General features: G+C 64.1%; 16 protein-coding genes. 11 read left to right on the plus strand and 5 right to left on the minus strand.

The window, feature by feature from the left end; genetic code table 11:
- Positions 1-53: 53 nt before the first annotated feature.
- On the plus strand, positions 54-524 hold the full coding sequence (locus VGN68_RS16420) for a DUF1090 family protein (RefSeq protein WP_327478071.1): 471 nt from the start codon (positions 54-56) through the stop codon (positions 522-524).
- Between the two features lie 132 nt (positions 525-656).
- Positions 657-1,049: a hypothetical protein gene (locus VGN68_RS16425; RefSeq protein ID WP_327478073.1), complete on the plus strand. Its 393-nt coding sequence runs from the start codon at positions 657-659 to the stop codon at positions 1,047-1,049.
- Between the two features lie 30 nt (positions 1,050-1,079).
- Here the strand turns inward: VGN68_RS16425 and VGN68_RS16430 are convergent, their stop codons facing one another.
- A complete protein-coding gene (locus VGN68_RS16430) occupies positions 1,080-1,541 on the minus strand; it encodes an SH3 domain-containing protein (protein WP_327478075.1) in 462 nt (153 codons plus the stop codon).
- A gap of 137 nt (positions 1,542-1,678) precedes the next feature.
- On the opposite strand from VGN68_RS16430, the gene VGN68_RS16435 reads away from it, so the two are divergent.
- Entirely contained in the window at positions 1,679-2,677 is a 999-nt protein-coding gene (locus VGN68_RS16435) for a D-glycerate dehydrogenase (RefSeq protein WP_327478077.1), read from the plus strand.
- 88 nt (positions 2,678-2,765) lie between these two features.
- Here the strand turns inward: VGN68_RS16435 and VGN68_RS16440 are convergent, their stop codons facing one another.
- The 3 genes from VGN68_RS16440 to VGN68_RS16450 form a co-directional block, all read right to left on the minus strand.
- A complete protein-coding gene (locus tag VGN68_RS16440) occupies positions 2,766-4,169 on the minus strand; it encodes an NAD(P)H-dependent flavin oxidoreductase (RefSeq protein ID WP_327478079.1) in 1,404 nt (467 codons plus the stop codon).
- Between the two features lie 102 nt (positions 4,170-4,271).
- On the minus strand, positions 4,272-5,384 hold the full coding sequence (locus tag VGN68_RS16445; RefSeq protein WP_327478081.1) for a glycosyltransferase family 4 protein: 1,113 nt from the start codon (positions 5,382-5,384) through the stop codon (positions 4,272-4,274).
- A gap of 26 nt (positions 5,385-5,410) precedes the next feature.
- Positions 5,411-6,313, minus strand: coding sequence for an alpha/beta hydrolase (locus VGN68_RS16450; protein ID WP_327478083.1), 903 nt, complete (start codon positions 6,311-6,313; stop codon positions 5,411-5,413).
- 157 nt (positions 6,314-6,470) lie between these two features.
- Between VGN68_RS16450 and astD the strand changes: the two genes are divergently transcribed.
- The 6 genes from astD (at position 6,471) to VGN68_RS16480 (ending at position 12,077) form a co-directional block, all read left to right on the plus strand.
- A complete protein-coding gene (gene astD / locus VGN68_RS16455; protein WP_327478085.1) occupies positions 6,471-7,916 on the plus strand; it encodes a succinylglutamate-semialdehyde dehydrogenase in 1,446 nt (481 codons plus the stop codon).
- 169 nt (positions 7,917-8,085) lie between these two features.
- Complete coding sequence (gene cobA / locus VGN68_RS16460) at positions 8,086-8,874, plus strand: uroporphyrinogen-III C-methyltransferase (protein WP_327478087.1); 789 nt, start codon at positions 8,086-8,088, stop codon at positions 8,872-8,874.
- Positions 8,871-9,167 carry a DUF2849 domain-containing protein gene (locus VGN68_RS16465; RefSeq protein ID WP_327478089.1) on the plus strand — a complete coding sequence of 99 codons (297 nt, stop codon included), beginning with the start codon at positions 8,871-8,873 and terminating at the stop codon, positions 9,165-9,167. Before cobA ends, VGN68_RS16465 begins: the two co-directional genes overlap by 4 nt.
- Before the next feature lies 1 nt (position 9,168).
- The gene (locus VGN68_RS16470; RefSeq protein WP_327478091.1) at positions 9,169-10,800 is read left to right on the plus strand and encodes a nitrite/sulfite reductase; all 1,632 of its coding nucleotides are present in this window, start codon (positions 9,169-9,171) and stop codon (positions 10,798-10,800) included.
- A complete protein-coding gene (locus VGN68_RS16475; RefSeq protein ID WP_327478093.1) occupies positions 10,793-11,206 on the plus strand; it encodes a DUF934 domain-containing protein in 414 nt (137 codons plus the stop codon). The genes VGN68_RS16470 and VGN68_RS16475 overlap by 8 nt, the downstream gene beginning before the upstream one ends.
- On the plus strand, positions 11,199-12,077 hold the full coding sequence (locus tag VGN68_RS16480; protein WP_327478095.1) for a phosphoadenylyl-sulfate reductase: 879 nt from the start codon (positions 11,199-11,201) through the stop codon (positions 12,075-12,077). The genes VGN68_RS16475 and VGN68_RS16480 overlap by 8 nt, the downstream gene beginning before the upstream one ends.
- Positions 12,078-12,204: 127 nt before the next feature.
- On the opposite strand, the gene VGN68_RS16485 is transcribed toward VGN68_RS16480, so the two are convergent.
- On the minus strand, positions 12,205-13,716 hold the full coding sequence (locus VGN68_RS16485; protein ID WP_327478097.1) for a replicative DNA helicase: 1,512 nt from the start codon (positions 13,714-13,716) through the stop codon (positions 12,205-12,207).
- Between the two features lie 127 nt (positions 13,717-13,843).
- Here VGN68_RS16485 and VGN68_RS16490 point away from each other — a divergent pair, with 127 nt between their 5' ends.
- Positions 13,844-14,341: a UPF0262 family protein gene (locus VGN68_RS16490; protein WP_327478099.1), complete on the plus strand. Its 498-nt coding sequence runs from the start codon at positions 13,844-13,846 to the stop codon at positions 14,339-14,341.
- Positions 14,342-14,344: 3 nt separating this feature from the next.
- A complete protein-coding gene (locus VGN68_RS16495) occupies positions 14,345-15,094 on the plus strand; it encodes a glycoside hydrolase family 25 protein (protein ID WP_327478101.1) in 750 nt (249 codons plus the stop codon).
- Positions 15,095-15,096 lie beyond the last annotated feature (2 nt).

Consider the following 15,096-nt stretch of genomic DNA (forward strand, 5'->3'; position numbering starts at 1 on the left):
TATCCTTGTCATCGGGCAGTCCCCTCCCCCTGACGGATTGAAAGGATAGACCAATGAAGACCAAATTTCTCACTGTCGGGCTCATTGCGGCCCTGATGGTTCCGGCTGCGGCCTCGGCCCAGACCCGCGGCGAAGTCCGCGAAAGCCGCCAGGATCTGCGCGAGGAGCAGCGTGAGTTGCGTCAGGCTCAGCGTTACGGCGACCGCGGCGATATTCGCGAAGAACGCCGCGACGTGCGTGAAGCGCGTCAGGAGCTGCGCGAGGATCGCCGCGATTGGCGTCAGGATCGCCGCTATCAAAATTATCGCGCGCCGTTCCGCTATCAGCAGTTCCGCGTCGGCGCGACGATCCGCCCGAACTATTACGCTCCGGCGTATCGTCCGAGCTACGACAGCCGCTGGGGCGTGCCCCGCGCCGGTCGCAACCTGACCTACGTGCGTCACTACAACGACCTGCTGCTGGTCAACGAACGTAATGGCCGGGTGGTGAAGGTATACCGCAACCACTTCAACTGGCGCCGCTAAGCGCTAGCCGAGACAAGGTAACCGAGAAGGGTCGATGGGCAACCATCGGCCCTTTTTGGTACGCCTATCGAGGGATTGTCGCCGCTGGACGGAACACCTAGCCTGCGGGCGCCTTAACGGGGAGATTTTGCCATGAAAAAATTCGTTCTGCTTGCCGCCGTCGCCGCTTTGTCCGCCTGCTCGCAGCAAGCCGAGGAAACAAAGGAAACCGCCGCGCCCGCCGAAACGATCGCACCTGCCGCACCGGCAAACACCGGGACGCCGCCGGGCGATTATGAGGTGAAGATGGCCGATGGCACCATCGCGTCGACGACGATCAATGCCGATGGAACCTACGTCGATACCGATCCCAAGGGTAAAGCCGTCAAAGGCAAATTGACGCACAAGGATGGCAAGGACTGCTTTGACCCCGATGGCGACGAAGCCGAAGCCTGCTGGAGCCTGTCGCCGACCGCGGCCGACGGCAGCTTTACCGCCACCGCACCCGACGGAACGGCCGTCACTGTCACGCCCAAGAAAAAATGATCGCGATCATCGGCGCTATCGGGGGCGGCGTTAGTCGCCCCAGATATGGTCGGTCTGGATCCAGCCCTTTCGGCCCTTTACGTCGAGCATACACCAGCCTTCGGAACATTCGATAATGCGCCCGACGACTCCCGGTTCGGCGCGATAAGCGACGGCGGCCGAGGTGCTCGCCGCCTCGCGCAGCGGGCGGACCTCGCCGGTGACAATCGCGGTGCGAGTGCGGCTGAGCAACCGCGCCGCCATCCAACCTTGCGTGCCGTCGGGATCTTCGATCTTGCGCCAGGTTTCGAACCGGGCGATAACCTTCACCGGCAAATCCTTGCGCCGATACTCCCAGATCACAGGCACGTCGGGCGACGGCCCCTTGCGCATCCGCGCCTCATCGACGCTGATCGATGCCCAATAGGGCAGCTTGACGGGGTCGGATTGCGCGGCGGCCGGTCCCACGACGGCGAACAGCGCAGCGGCTGCAAATATCAGGCGGCTGGTCATCATATTGCCTTGTCAAACTCGGGTTCGATATTCAACCGTTCGCCGCGCAAAAGGCTGCGTTCATCCCCAGCCTTTTCGCATGTCTTTCCGCACCCCTGCTCTTGACCGCTGCGCCGCGGCGCGCTCTATCGGCGGCCATGCCCGATTCATCCCGCCCCAAACGTCCGCGCGTCATCGTCACCCGCCAATTGATGCCGCATGTCGAGGCGCGCATGGCCGAATTGTTCGACGTCGCGCTGTCGGCAAACGATCAGGCGTTCACCAAGGACGAATTAAAGGCTGCGGTCGCCGACTGTGACGTGTTCGTGCCGACAGTGACCGACGAGATCGACGCCGACGTCATTGCCGCCGCGGGCGAACGACTCAAACTTATCGCCAATTTCGGCGCAGGGGTCGACCATATCGACCTGGCGGCGGCGCGCGCCAAGGGCATCATGGTGTCGAATACCCCCGGCGTGTTTACGGAGGACACCGCCGACATGACGATGGCGCTGATCCTCAGCGTCCCGCGGCGGCTCGCCGAGGGCGAGAAATTGATGCGATCGGGGCAATGGGCCGGTTGGGCGCCCAGCGCGATGCTCGGTCACCGGGTCGGCGGCAAATTGCTCGGCATTATCGGCATGGGGCGCATCGGGCTCGCAGTTGCCCGCCGCGCCCGCGCCTTTGGCCTGTCGATCCATTATCACAACCGCCGCCGCCTTCCCGAAGCGATCGAGGAGGAATTGGGCGCCAGCTATCACGCCAGCGTCGATACCCTGCTGCGGATCAGCGACATCGTGACGCTGCACTGCCCGCACACCGCCGAGACGCACGAGATGGTGAGCGCCGCGCGCATCGGTTCGATGAAGCCGACCGCGTACCTGATCAACACCGCGCGCGGCGAAATCGTCGACGAAAAGGCGCTGATCGCGGCGCTGCAAACCGGCCGCATCGCCGGCGCCGGGCTCGACGTCTACACCCACGAACCCGCGGTCGACCCAGCGCTGCTCGCGCTCGACAATGTCGTGCTGCTGCCGCACCTGGGCTCGGCGACGATCGAGGGCCGCGAGGCGTCGGGCGAAAAAGTCATCGCCAACATCCGCGCCTGGTGCGACGGTCACCGCCCGCAGGATCAGGTGCTGGAGGGGTGGGTTTAAACAGCCCGTCATCCCAGCGAAAGCTGGGGCCTCCATCGACCTGTCGCCACGATAGCGATCCCAGCTTTCGCTGGGACGACATATCGGCTTAATCCCCCGTCAAAATCCGATCGACCAGCTGCTTCACCGTCGGCGTGAAGTTGTTCGAATAAAAGGGATCGGTCTTGAAATTGAACGCAGCATGGCCCGCAAACATCAGATTTTGCTCGGGATCGCCGCCGTGCGCGATGTCCTGGAGCGTCTTCTGGATGCAGAAGCTGCGTGGGTCGGCGAGGTAGCCGGTGGTGTAGTCGTCATGGTCCTTCCACGACGAAAAGCCGCAATGCGACAGACAGCCCATGCAATCGGTCTGGTCCTTGCGGATCACCGCCTTGTCGGCCTCGGTCACGAATACCACCGTATTGTCGGGCGTCTTCAGCGCCTCGGTGTAACCTTCGGCCGCCCAATCGCGCGCGCGGGCGCGATCGTGTGGGGTGACCCAGAAATTCTTGCCCTTCACCCCGACGTCGAGCTGGACGATATGGTCCCCCGCTTCCTGCTTCGAGTAAGGAATCTGGCGCTCCGAGCGCGCTTCGAGGTCGCGCAGGAACGGCGTGCGCACCGCGCTCGAATAAAATCCGGTCGGCGAGAAGCGGTGGAGCAGCACGTCGCCGTCGTCGAGGGTGCGGAGGCGATCCTTCCACGCCTGTGGGATCGGGCTTTCTTCGGTCAACAGCGGGCGCGTGCCATATTGGAAAACGATCTGGCCCAGCTCGGGATTGTCGATCCAGTCGTTCCAGTCGCGCAGATACCAGACGCCGCCCGCCATCACGATTGGTACAGAGTCTGCAATCCCTTCCGCCGTCATGACGTCACGCAGCGCCTTCACGCGCGGGTATGGATCCTGCGGGACCAGCGGGTCTTCGGCGTTCGACAGGCCGTTATGCCCCCCGGCCAGCCACGGATCCTCATATACCACGGCGCCCAACAGTTGCGGCACCTTGTGATAGGCGCGTTTCCACAGGGCGCGGAAAGCGCGCGCCGAGCTGATGATCGGCAGATACATGACATTGTGGCGCTCTGCGATTTCGCTGAGCTTGTAAGGCATTCCGGCGCCGCAGGTGACCCCGGCGATTTTGCCTTGGGTCCGTGCCAACACACCTTCCAGGATTTGCTGCGCACCGCCCATTTCCCACAGCACGTTGATGTTGATCGCGCCCTTGCCGTCCGCGATCTCATAGGCGCGATCGACCTGCGCGACGGCGCCCTCGATGCCGTAGTGGATCAGCTCTTCGTGGCGTTCCTTACGGGTCAGCGCCCTGTAAAGCTGCGGGATGATCTTGCCCTCGGCGTCATAGCTGTCGGCGTTCACCGCCGACACGGTGCCGATCCCGCCTGCCGCGGCCCAGGCGCCGCTCGACATATGGTTGGTCGCCGACACGCCCTTGCCGCCCTCGACCAACGGCCAGACTTCACGTCCGCCGTAAAGGATGGGCTTCAATCCTTTGAACATTCTAAATCTCTTTCTCTCCACCGGCCGTCCACGTCCCGGCCAGTCCCCGTTTGGGTTCCGTAAGCGGAAGCGCGCGGCGAAAGTCAATGGTTCCGCGGCTGGCTAGCCCGCAAACAGGCGGCGACCGTCAAGCGCCCGACCATAGAGATTTTCATACGCAGCGACCATCGACGATTCGTCGAACCGTTCGGCAGCAACGCGCCGGTTCGCGGCGCCAATCCGCGCGCGCAGATCACCATCCGCAGTCAGCTCGGCCAGTGCAGTGCGAAAGCGTGTTTCGTCGGCGGCGACAAAGTGCCGGTTGTCGGGTGCGACCATCGCGGCAACATCGCCCACATCAGGGCTGACGACCGGCAAGCCCGCCGCCATCGCCTCGATCACCGCAATCGGCGCCTGCTCGCTCTGCGACGACAGCGCTAGCAGGTCGAAATGGCCGATCCAGCGCGCCGGCTCGGCCATGAACCCCGGAAGCACCAGCCGGTCGGCGATCCCGCAAGACACTGCCTCTGCTGCAATCGCCGCGCGCTCCGGTCCCTCGCCGACGATGACCAGCCGGACGTTAGTCGGTAAAGTCGCCACCGCACGAACCAGCCGTGGCAGATCCTTGACCTTGCGTAGCCCGGCGACAGTGCCGATCACCACCTCCCCCGCGCGCCGGTCCAGCGCTGGAATCGCAATCGATGGGGGTGCATCATAGGCGGCGGTGTCGACGCCGTTGCGAATCAACACCGTGCGCCGCCGCGCGCGCCATTCGTCCGCCGCGATCCGTTCGAGGAGTGTCGACGGCACCACCAGCGCGTCGGCGGTCGGCAGCGCGAGGCGGCGAAAGCCGTTGCGTTTCCAGTTGCGCCGGACGCTCTCATCCTCGTTGAACCCATCTTCGTGGTGGATGAGCGGCGGCAGGTCGCGGAACGGGGCAAAGACGCGGTGCGCCATCACCCCGTCCATTGACCCCCAATTATAGCTGAGCACCAGATCGAACTGCTGCATGAAAGCGGCGAGGTCGCGATAGCGCGCCAGCCCCGGCTTGCCGTGCAGCAGCGGGGCATCGACAGGAAATTCGACGTCGATCCCTGCGTCAATGGCATCACGCGCACTCATCGCCTCGGGCACCGCCGACAGGATCGTGTGCCGCGCGCGCGGTCCCATCAAATTCATCAGCCGCACCGCGCGCGCCTCTTTGCCACCCAGCGAAAAGCTGGAATGCAGGTGCAACAGGCGCACAGGAGCCTTGACGCCGGTCACGCGGCGGGCAGCTCCGCCAGCCACGCATCGATCGCGGCCACCGCGTCCGGTTCGTCCATCGTCGGGGCATGGCCGACACCGGGGACTTCGACCAGCCGCGCGTGGGGGAGTTCGGCAATCATTTTCTCGCCCGCCGAGCGCGCCAAGATGTCCGACAATTCGCCGCGCAGGATCAGCAGCGGAACCTCGCCGAGTGCGCGATAGACTGGCCACATATCGAATGCGGCGTCGCCTCCCGGCGCGCGCAGCGGCGCCGCGATCTGCTTGTCATAATCGGTGACGATCCGCCCCTCGGCGGTCAGTCGGTGGGTGCGCTTGGTCATCCGCAGCCAGTCGTGGATTTCATAACCCGGATAGATCGCGGCGTTGAGTTCGGACATCGCGCGCGCCGCGTGCATCCACGTCGGCTGGCTGCCCCCCGCCCCGATATAATCGCGGATCCGCTCAAGCCCGCTCGTCTGGAGTTCGGGGCCAACATCGTTGAGCACAGCCCCAATGATGCGTCCGGGCAGCGTCGCCGCCATCAGCATTGACACCAGCCCGCCCAGCGATGTCCCGATCGTTGCAAAACGCTCGATCGCCATGCCGTCGAGCAAGGCAACGACGTCCTGCACATAGGTCAGCGGAACATAGGTCATTGGATCCTTGGCATAAGCGCTTTCGCCGCGGCCGCGGAACTCAATCACGATCGTCTTCCGGTGCTGCGCGACATGCGGCGCCAACAACTCAAAATCGCGCGCATTGCGTGCCAACCCCGGCATACACAGGATCGGCGGCGCTTTTTCGGTGCTGGTCGGCCCCGCATAGACGCGTGCGTGAAGCCGCACGCCATCGCCCGACCACCAATAATAGTCGGACCAGTCACGGCGCCCGTCCTGCTTTGCCTCCAGCTTGGCCAAAATGGCGAATCCCTCTAGTTCGTGTCGTGGCCCGTCCCGGCGCGCGGAACCCGTCCGCGTGTATCGCCAACCCAGCCGCGCGGCGCAAGCAATCCATCGTACCAGGCAGCAGCGCAGGTTGCCGCCACCGGCTTTCGCCGATAAGACCGGGGCGACCATGAGTGACACCCTGCTTTCCTTCGAACCCGCAACCGGTGAAGAACTGTGGCGCGGCGCGGTCAGCAATGTCGACGATGAGGTCGCGATTGCACGGCGCGCCTGGCCCGAATGGGCGGCCAAAGCGGTCACCTTCCGCACTGAAACGCTGCGCCGATTTGCCGATCGGGTCAAAGCCGAGGGCGAAATGCTCGCCGACCTCATCGCGCGCGAAACCGGCAAGCCGCTCTGGGAAGCGCGCACCGAGGTCGAATCGGTGGTGGCCAAAGTCGATATTTCGGTGAAATCCTATGGCGAACGCACCCCGAACCGGCGGATCGAGGGCGCGATGGGACTGCGCAACGCGGTGCGCCACAAACCGCATGGCGCGCTGGCGGTGCTCGGCCCGTATAATTTCCCCGCCCATCTGCCGAATGGCCATATTGTTCCGGCGCTGATCGCAGGCAATTCGGTGCTGTTCAAACCGTCCGAAAAAACGCCAGCGGTCGGCGCTAAGCTGGTCGAGCTGTTCCACAGCGCCGGGGTGCCGCAGGAGGTGCTGCGGCTGATCGTCGGCGGCCCCGACACCGGCAAGGCGCTGGCGGGACACCAAGGCATCGACGGGCTGCTGTTCACCGGCTCGGCGCGCACCGGGCTCGCGCTCAACCGCCAGTTCGCGGGCCAGCCCGGCAAGATGCTGGCGCTGGAGATGGGCGGCAACAATCCGATCGTCGTGTGGGACACCGCGGACACTCGCACCGCCGCGATCATCGTCGTTCAATCGGCGTTCCTCAGCGCCGGACAGCGGTGCAGCAACGCGCGGCGGCTGATCGTGCGCGACAGCCTTGCCGACGCGCTGATCGAAGAGGTCAAGGCGCTGACCAATCGGCTGATCGTCGACCATCCGCACGCCGACCCGGCGCCCTATATGGGGCCGGTGATCGACAATGAGGCGGCTGACGGGCTGACCGAAAGCTTCCTGATCCTGATGTCGAACGGCGGCCAGGTGATCCGCCACATGACACGCCCGATTGCCGGACGACCGTTCCTGACTCCCGGCATCATCGATGTGACATCGATGCCCGAACGCCCCGATATCGAGCTGTTCGGCCCCTTGCTGCAAGTCATCCGGGTCGAGACGTTCGAGGCAGCGATTGCCGAGGCGAACAACACCGCGTTCGGCCTGTCGGCGGCCCTCGTCGGCGGCACCCCGCAGCTGTACGACCAGTTTTGGGCCAACGCCCGCGCCGGGGTGATCAACTGGAATCGCCCGACCAACGGCGCCTCGTCCGCCGCGCCCTTTGGCGGGATCGGCCTGTCGGGCAATCATCGGCCGAGCGCCTTCTACGCCGCCGATTATTGCGCTTATCCGGTCGCGAGTGCGGAAAGCGACGCGCTGCGCGCTTCAATCGGTGTCGGTTTGCGCGATCCCGAAGGTGCGCGGTTGATTCCGAAGAACTACAATTAGCAACCCGTCATTGCGAGCGAAGCGAAGCAATCCAGATTGGGCTATTTCGATCTGGATTGCTTCGCTGCGCTCGCAATGACGAGTGGAAGAATGTCGGCGCAATTTTACCTTCATCAGCGTCAATAAAGCCTGCTTTGCCATTCGGCGGCCACGCCATCATCTATCGTGCATGGAAAAGACCCCCTCTCCTTCGGGCAAGTTATGGCTGGTCGGCGCCGGTCCCGGCGATCCCGACCTGCTGACGTTGCGTGCTGCGCGGTTGCTGGCGAGTGCCGATCTCGTCGTCCATGACGGGCTGGTCGGCGACGACGTGCTCGCGCTGATCCCGCCGCATGTCGAACGCATCAGCGTCGCCAAGCAGCGCAGCCGCCACACGATGAAGCAGGAACTGATCAACGAACTGCTGGTGCGCGAAACGCTGGCCGGGAAACAGGTCGTGCGGCTCAAAGGCGGCGACCCGTTCATCTTCGGGCGCGGCGGCGAGGAACTCGATGCTGCGCGCAAAGCAGGCGTCTCCTGCGAAGTCGTTCCCGGCATCACCGCCGCAATGGGCTGTGCCGCGCAGGCGGGCCTTCCCCTCACCCACCGTGACGACGCGAGCGCGGTCAGCTTTGTCGCGGGTCAGTGCAAGGATTTGAGCGAACAGGATTGGTCGGGCCTCGCGGGCCATGGCCGCACCCTCGTCATCTACATGGGCATCGCCACCGCGACCGCGATCGCCGACAAGCTGATCGCCGACGGCGTGTCGCCAGACCTGCCCGTCGCGGTGATTGAGCGTGGGACGACCGCCGACGCGCGCGTCCTGCGCACGCTGCTCACCGACCTTGGCGATCTGGTCGCGCGCGAAGCGGTGAAGAGCCCGGCGCTGATCATCGTCGGCAAGGTCGCGGTGCGCGCAGACGCGCTCGACTGCCTCGGCGCCCCCGGCGTCGCTGAAAAATTGGGGAATTTTGCATGAAACTGCTGACCGGCAACGACCTGAAAACAGGGTTTGTCACCTGGTGGACCGGCACCGACTGGTCGCTGCATATCGAAGATGCCGCTGACGTCGGTGAGGCTGGCGAGGCGATCCTCGCGGTCGAGGAAGCCGCGCGCCGCGTCAACGCGCCCTATATCATCGCTGGCGAAGCCACCCCCGACGGCCCGCGCCCCGCGCATATCAAGGACCGCATCCGCGCGCTCGGCCCGACCGTGCGTCCCGACCTGACATTGAAACCCGCCGATCCCACGGCCGGCGACTGGGTGATCTGACATGTATAAATATGACGAATATGACGAGCAGATGGTCGATGCGCGCGTCGCCGAATTCGCCGATCAGGTGAAACGCCGTCTGGCGGGCGAGATCACCGAGGATCAGTTCAAGCCGCTGCGCCTGATGAACGGCCTCTACCTCCAGCTCCACGCCTATATGCTGCGCGTCGCGGTCCCTTATGGCACGCTCGACAGCCGCCAGATGCGGATGCTCGCGCATATAGCGCGCAAATATGACCGCGATTACGGCCATTTCACCACCCGCCAGAACATCCAGTATAACTGGATCAAGCTGGAGGATGCCCCCGATATTCTCGCCGACCTAGCGTCGGTCGAAATGCATGCGATCCAGACCAGCGGCAATTGCATCCGCAACATCAGTTCGGACCAGTGGGCGGGCGCCGCCGCCGACGAGCTGACCGATCCTCGCCCTTGGGCCGAGCTGCTGCGGCAATGGTCGAGCTTCCACCCAGAATTCAGCTATTTGCCGCGCAAGTTCAAGATTGCGGTGATCGCTGCCGAGGAAGATCGCGCTGCGATGCGCCTCCACGACATCGGCATCCAGATCGTCGAGAAGGACGGCGTCCACGGCGCCGCTTTCTATGTCGGCGGCGGCATGGGCCGCACCCCGATGATCGCGCCGCTGATCAAGGATTTCGTGCCGCTCGACGATCTCTTGAGCTACACCGAGGCGTGCCTGCGCGTGTACAACCGCTATGGTCGCCGCGACAATATCTACAAGGCGCGGATCAAGATCCTGATCCACGAGCTGGGTGCCGATGAATATCGCCGCCAGGTTGAGGAAGAATTTGCCCATGTGAAGTCGCTCGGCATCGATCCGCCGAAGGCCGAATTTGACCGCATCGCGGCGCAGTTCGCGATGCCGCCGCTGGATGCCAGTGCGCCCGACGAGATCGACCGCAGCGACCCCGACTTCGCGGTCTGGGTCGACCAGAATGTCGCGGCGCACAAGGTGCCGGGCCACGCGATCGTCAACATCAGCCTGAAACCCTTGGGCGGCATTCCCGGCGATGCGAGCTCGGCGCAAATCGACCTGATGGCCGACCTCGCCGAACGCTACAGCCACGACGAACTGCGCGTCACCCACGCGCAGAACATCGTACTGCCGCACGTCCGCAAGGCCGACCTGTTCGCGATCTGGCAGGCGCTGGACGCAGCGGACCTCGCGACGCCGAACCTCGACCTGATCAGCGACATCATCGCCTGCCCCGGGCTCGATTATTGCAGCCTCGCCAACGCGCGTTCGATCCCGGTCGCGCAGAAGATCGCGCAGCGCTTTTCCGACCCGGCGCGGCAGCGCGATCTCGGCGAGTTGAAGCTGAAAATTTCGGGCTGTATCAACGCCTGCGGGCATCACCACGCGGGCCACATCGGCATCCTCGGCGTCGATCGCAAAGGCACGGAAAATTACCAGCTTCTCCTCGGTGGTTCGGGCGCCGAGGATGTGTCGCTCGGCACGATCACCGGCCCCGGTTTCGACGAGGACGGTATCGTCGATGCGATCGAGCGTGTGACCGACAAATATCTCGCCGAACGCACCGATGGTGAGCGCTTCGTCGACACCTATCGCCGCGTCGGCATGGCGCCGTTCAAGGAGGCGATCTATGGTTGAGCATCTGCAAGCCGATGGCGAGGAACCCTGCGTCACGCTCGACGCCTTCCTCGAACAGTCGAACGCGACCGCGGTCCGGCTCGAGTCGGATGAGGATGCACGCGCGTTGATCCCCTATCTGGACCGGTTGAAATTGATTGAGGTCGCCTTCCCGAAATTTCGCGATGGCCGCGGCTATTCGTCGGCGCGCATCCTGCGTGAGGCGGGTTACACAGGCGAGTTGCGCGCGCAGGGCGACGTTCTGGTCGACCAGATTGGCTATATGAAGCGCTGCGGTTTCGACAGCTTCGCGCCCGAAAAGGACCTGAACCCAGCCGATGTCGAGGCGGCGCTGTCGCGCTGGCCCGAACATTATCAGGGCGCCGCCGACGGTGCGGTGCCAATCTGGAAATTGCGGCATGGATAAAGCCGATCCGCGAATTCCGTTCGTGTCGAGCGAAGTCGAGACACCCGGCGGCAGCGCGCCGACGCGCAGCATCTCGACTGCGCTCGATGCGAACGGGGTTGGGAATGATCGAATCCGCGATCGCATCGACGTCGCGCCGCGTTTCACCGACGCCGATGTCATCCGCCTGAACAATCTGTTCCGCGGCCAGGACGCCGCCGAAGTCGTCGCCAGCGTCTTCGGCGCGGGGTTGCTCGGCGATACCGCGATCGTCTCCAGCTTTGGCGCCGAAAGCGCGGTGCTGCTGCACCTCGTCGCGCAAGTTGCCCCCGACATGCCTGTGCTGTTCCTCGACACCGGCAAGCATTTTCCCGAAACGCTCGCATATCGCGACACGCTGGCGGCGCGGCTCGGGCTCAATATCGTCAACCTGACCCCCGATCCCGAAGATCTGGCGGCTAAGGACTCCACCGAGCTGCGCTGGTCCTATGATCCCGACGGCTGCTGCGAAATCCGCAAGGTCAAGCCGCTCGAAAAGGCGATGGCGGGTTTCGATGCGTCGATCACCGGGCGCAAGGGCTTCCAGTCATCGACGCGCCAGGGCCTGCCGCGCTTTGAGCTCGACGGCGGCACCGGCCGGTTGAAATTCAACCCGCTCGCCAACTGGACGCGCGCCGACCTCGACGCCTATTTCGAAGCGCACGACCTGCCGCGCCATCCGCTGGAGTCGCAAGGCTACCCGTCGATCGGCTGCTCACCCTGCACGTCCAAGGTTCTGCCGGGCGAAGACCCGCGCTCGGGCCGCTGGCGCGGCTGGGACAAGACCGAATGCGGCATCCATGAAGCGGTGTCGCCGATTGGCGATGACCCGGCGAACGATCCGGCGTTCTGAGAGGCCGACCGCATAGCCAACGCCGTTTGCCTTGAGCTTGTCGAAGGGCTGTTCTTTCTTTCGACGTTGAACGGAAGAACGGTCCTTCGAGCGCTCAACACGAGCGGAATTAGGTTGGCGCTATTCGCTACTCATAATCCGCAAACGCCTGACTTTCGTCAGCTAGGTCACTGAACTTCGTCGTCTTCGCCTCAAAGTGCAGGCGGATCTTGCCCGTCGAACCATGGCGTGATTTCGCAACGATCACTTCGGCCAGACCGAATACGCGCTCCATTTCGGCCGCCCATTCCTCGTGCGCCGCGTGGATCTTCACATCATCGCCCTCCATCGGGCGTTTGGGCTCGCGCGAACCGACGTAATAATCCTCGCGAAACACGAACAGCACCATGTCGGCGTCCTGCTCGATCGAGCCCGATTCGCGCAGATCGGACAGCATCGGACGCTTGTCTTCGCGCTGTTCAACCGCACGGCTCAGCTGCGACAGCGCCATCACCGGGACATGAAGTTCCTTTGCCAGCGTCTTCAAACCACGCGAAATTTCCGAAATTTCCTGCACGCGATTGTCGCCGCTTTTCGAGCTGCCCGCGAGCAACTGGAGATAATCGACGATGATCAGGCCGATGCCGTGCCGCCGCTGGAGGCGCCGCGCGCGCGTCCGCAGCCCCGCGATCGTCAGCGCCGGGGTGTCGTCGATGAACAACGGCAATGTCTGGAGCTGCTGTGCCGCACGCGACAGCTGCTGGAATTGCTCCTTGCTGATCTTGCCCATGCGCAGCGCCTCGCCCGATACCCCCGACTGTTCGGCGAGGACGCGCGTCGCCAACTGGTCGGCGGACATTTCGAGGCTGAAAAAGGCGACCTTGGCGCCCATATTCTTTTCAGGCGGTATTCCGTCATCCTCGTCGCGGCGCCACCGTTCGGCAGCATTATAGGCGATATTGGTGGCGAGCGAGGTCTTGCCCATGCCGGGACGCCCGGCGAGGATCATCAGATCCGAATTGTGCATGCCGCCGATCTTGGCGTTCATGCTCGAAATCCCGGTGGTGATCCCCGACAGATGGCCGCCCGAGTTGAGCGCGCGTTCGGCCGCCTGCAACGCGGTCAGGCTGGCCTGGCTGAAGCTTTTGACCGAACCCATTTCGGCCTCGCCGCCCGCGACGCGGTACAGTGCGGTTTCCGCCTCTTCGATTTGCGCCTGCGGATCGACGCGCTCGCTGGTGTCGAGCGCATTTTCGACCAGCACCCGCCCGACGCCGGCGAGTTCGCGGAGCAAGGCGAGGTCGTAAATCTGCTTGGCAAAGTCGCGCGCGCCGATCAGCCCGGCACCGCTGCCGGTGAGCTGCGCCAGATAACCGACCCCGCCGACCGCCTTCATCGCCTCGTCGGCTTCGAAATAAGGCTTCAGCGTCACCGGCGTCGCGATGCTGTTGCGTTCGATCAGCGCCATCGTCTGCTGGAAAATGCGGCCATGGAGCGGCTCGAAGAAATGATCGGGGGTCAGCGCGACGGGCAGATCCTCGACGACTCGGTTGTCGATCAGAATCGCGCCAAGAAACGCGGCCTCCGCCTCGATATTGCGGGGCAATTGGCGGTCGTTTCCGGTGGCGACCGGGGTCGAAAAAATGGCTAGCTCTGGCATTGGCGCTTTAATGGGCCGGTGCCCCATGAGGCGCAACCGGCGATGTCGATCAGCCTATCATAACTGTGGAATGCTGTGAATAAGTCGGCTTGCCCTTCGCCCCGCGCCAAGTAGAAGCACAGGCAGCATGGCCGACGCAGACCCTTCCAAACAGCGCATCATTTCGGTCGAACTCGACGAGGGTTCGATCGTCTGGCGCAATCCCGATGTCGAGCAGGAACGGCGCGTCGCCATCTTCGACCTGATCGAGGATAACAAATTTGTCCCGCAGCGCGGCCATGCCGACGGCTATGCGGGCCCCTATCGCCTGATGCTGCGCGTCGAGGAAGGGCGGCTCATTTTCGAAATCAGCCGTGAGGACGGATCGCCGCTCGAGGCGATCATCCTAGGTCTGGGCCGGTTCCGTCGTCCGATCCGCGACTATTTCGCCATCTGCGATTCTTATTATCAGGCCATCAAGACCTCGACCGCGCAGCAGATTGAAACTGTTGATATGGCGCGCCGCGCCCTGCACAACGAAGCGGCCGAGATGCTGATGGACCGGCTCGACGGCAAGATCGCGGTCGATTTCGACACCGCGCGGCGCTTGTTCACCCTGATCTGCGTCCTGCACATCAAGGGTTGAGGCGTGGCGACGGGGGCCATCAAACGCAAAGATTCGGCCACCCCCGGTGGCAATTGGCGTGGAGCGCTTGCGCGTCTGCTACGGCGCATCGGTGCCGCCATCGTCCTGCTGCTACTGGCGACCGGCCTTGCGCTGTGGTGGGCGGCGCGCTGGACCCCCGATCGGGCGATCTATCCGACGCAGGGGGTGACGATCGACGCGGGAAATGGCGACGTCCAATGGGGATCGATCAAGGCCGCAGGCGCCGACTTTGCTTATGTGATGGGCACCGACGGCACCCGCGGCATCGACGCCAAATTTACCCGCAACATGGTTGCGGCGCGCGAGGCGGGGGTGCAGACCGGCGCGATCCACCGCTACAGCCTCTGCCAGCTCGCCACTGATCAGGCGGCCAATTTCATCCGCCACGTGCCGCGCCGCGCCGACGCGCTGCCCGCCGTCGTGTGGCTCGATTATGACGACCGCTGCCCCGACCGCCCAACGCGCGCTTTGCTGCTGTCCGAACTGGCGACCTTTCTGGCGCAGATCGAGGCGCATATGGGCAAGCGCAGCCTGATCGCCCCCGGTCCTGCGTTCGAGAGCGATTATCAGGTGACCAAAGGCATCGCGCGCACCATCTGGCTGCGCCGCGATTTCTTCGAACCCGATTATGCCGCGCATCCTTGGGCGATGTGGCAGGCGAATGACTATGTGCGCCTTTCGGGCGCCGATGGCACGGTCGGCTGGAACGTCGTCCGCCCGGAAGGAAATTGACC

This window comes from Sphingopyxis sp., assembly GCF_035998965.1.
Classification (GTDB): domain Bacteria; phylum Pseudomonadota; class Alphaproteobacteria; order Sphingomonadales; family Sphingomonadaceae; genus Sphingopyxis.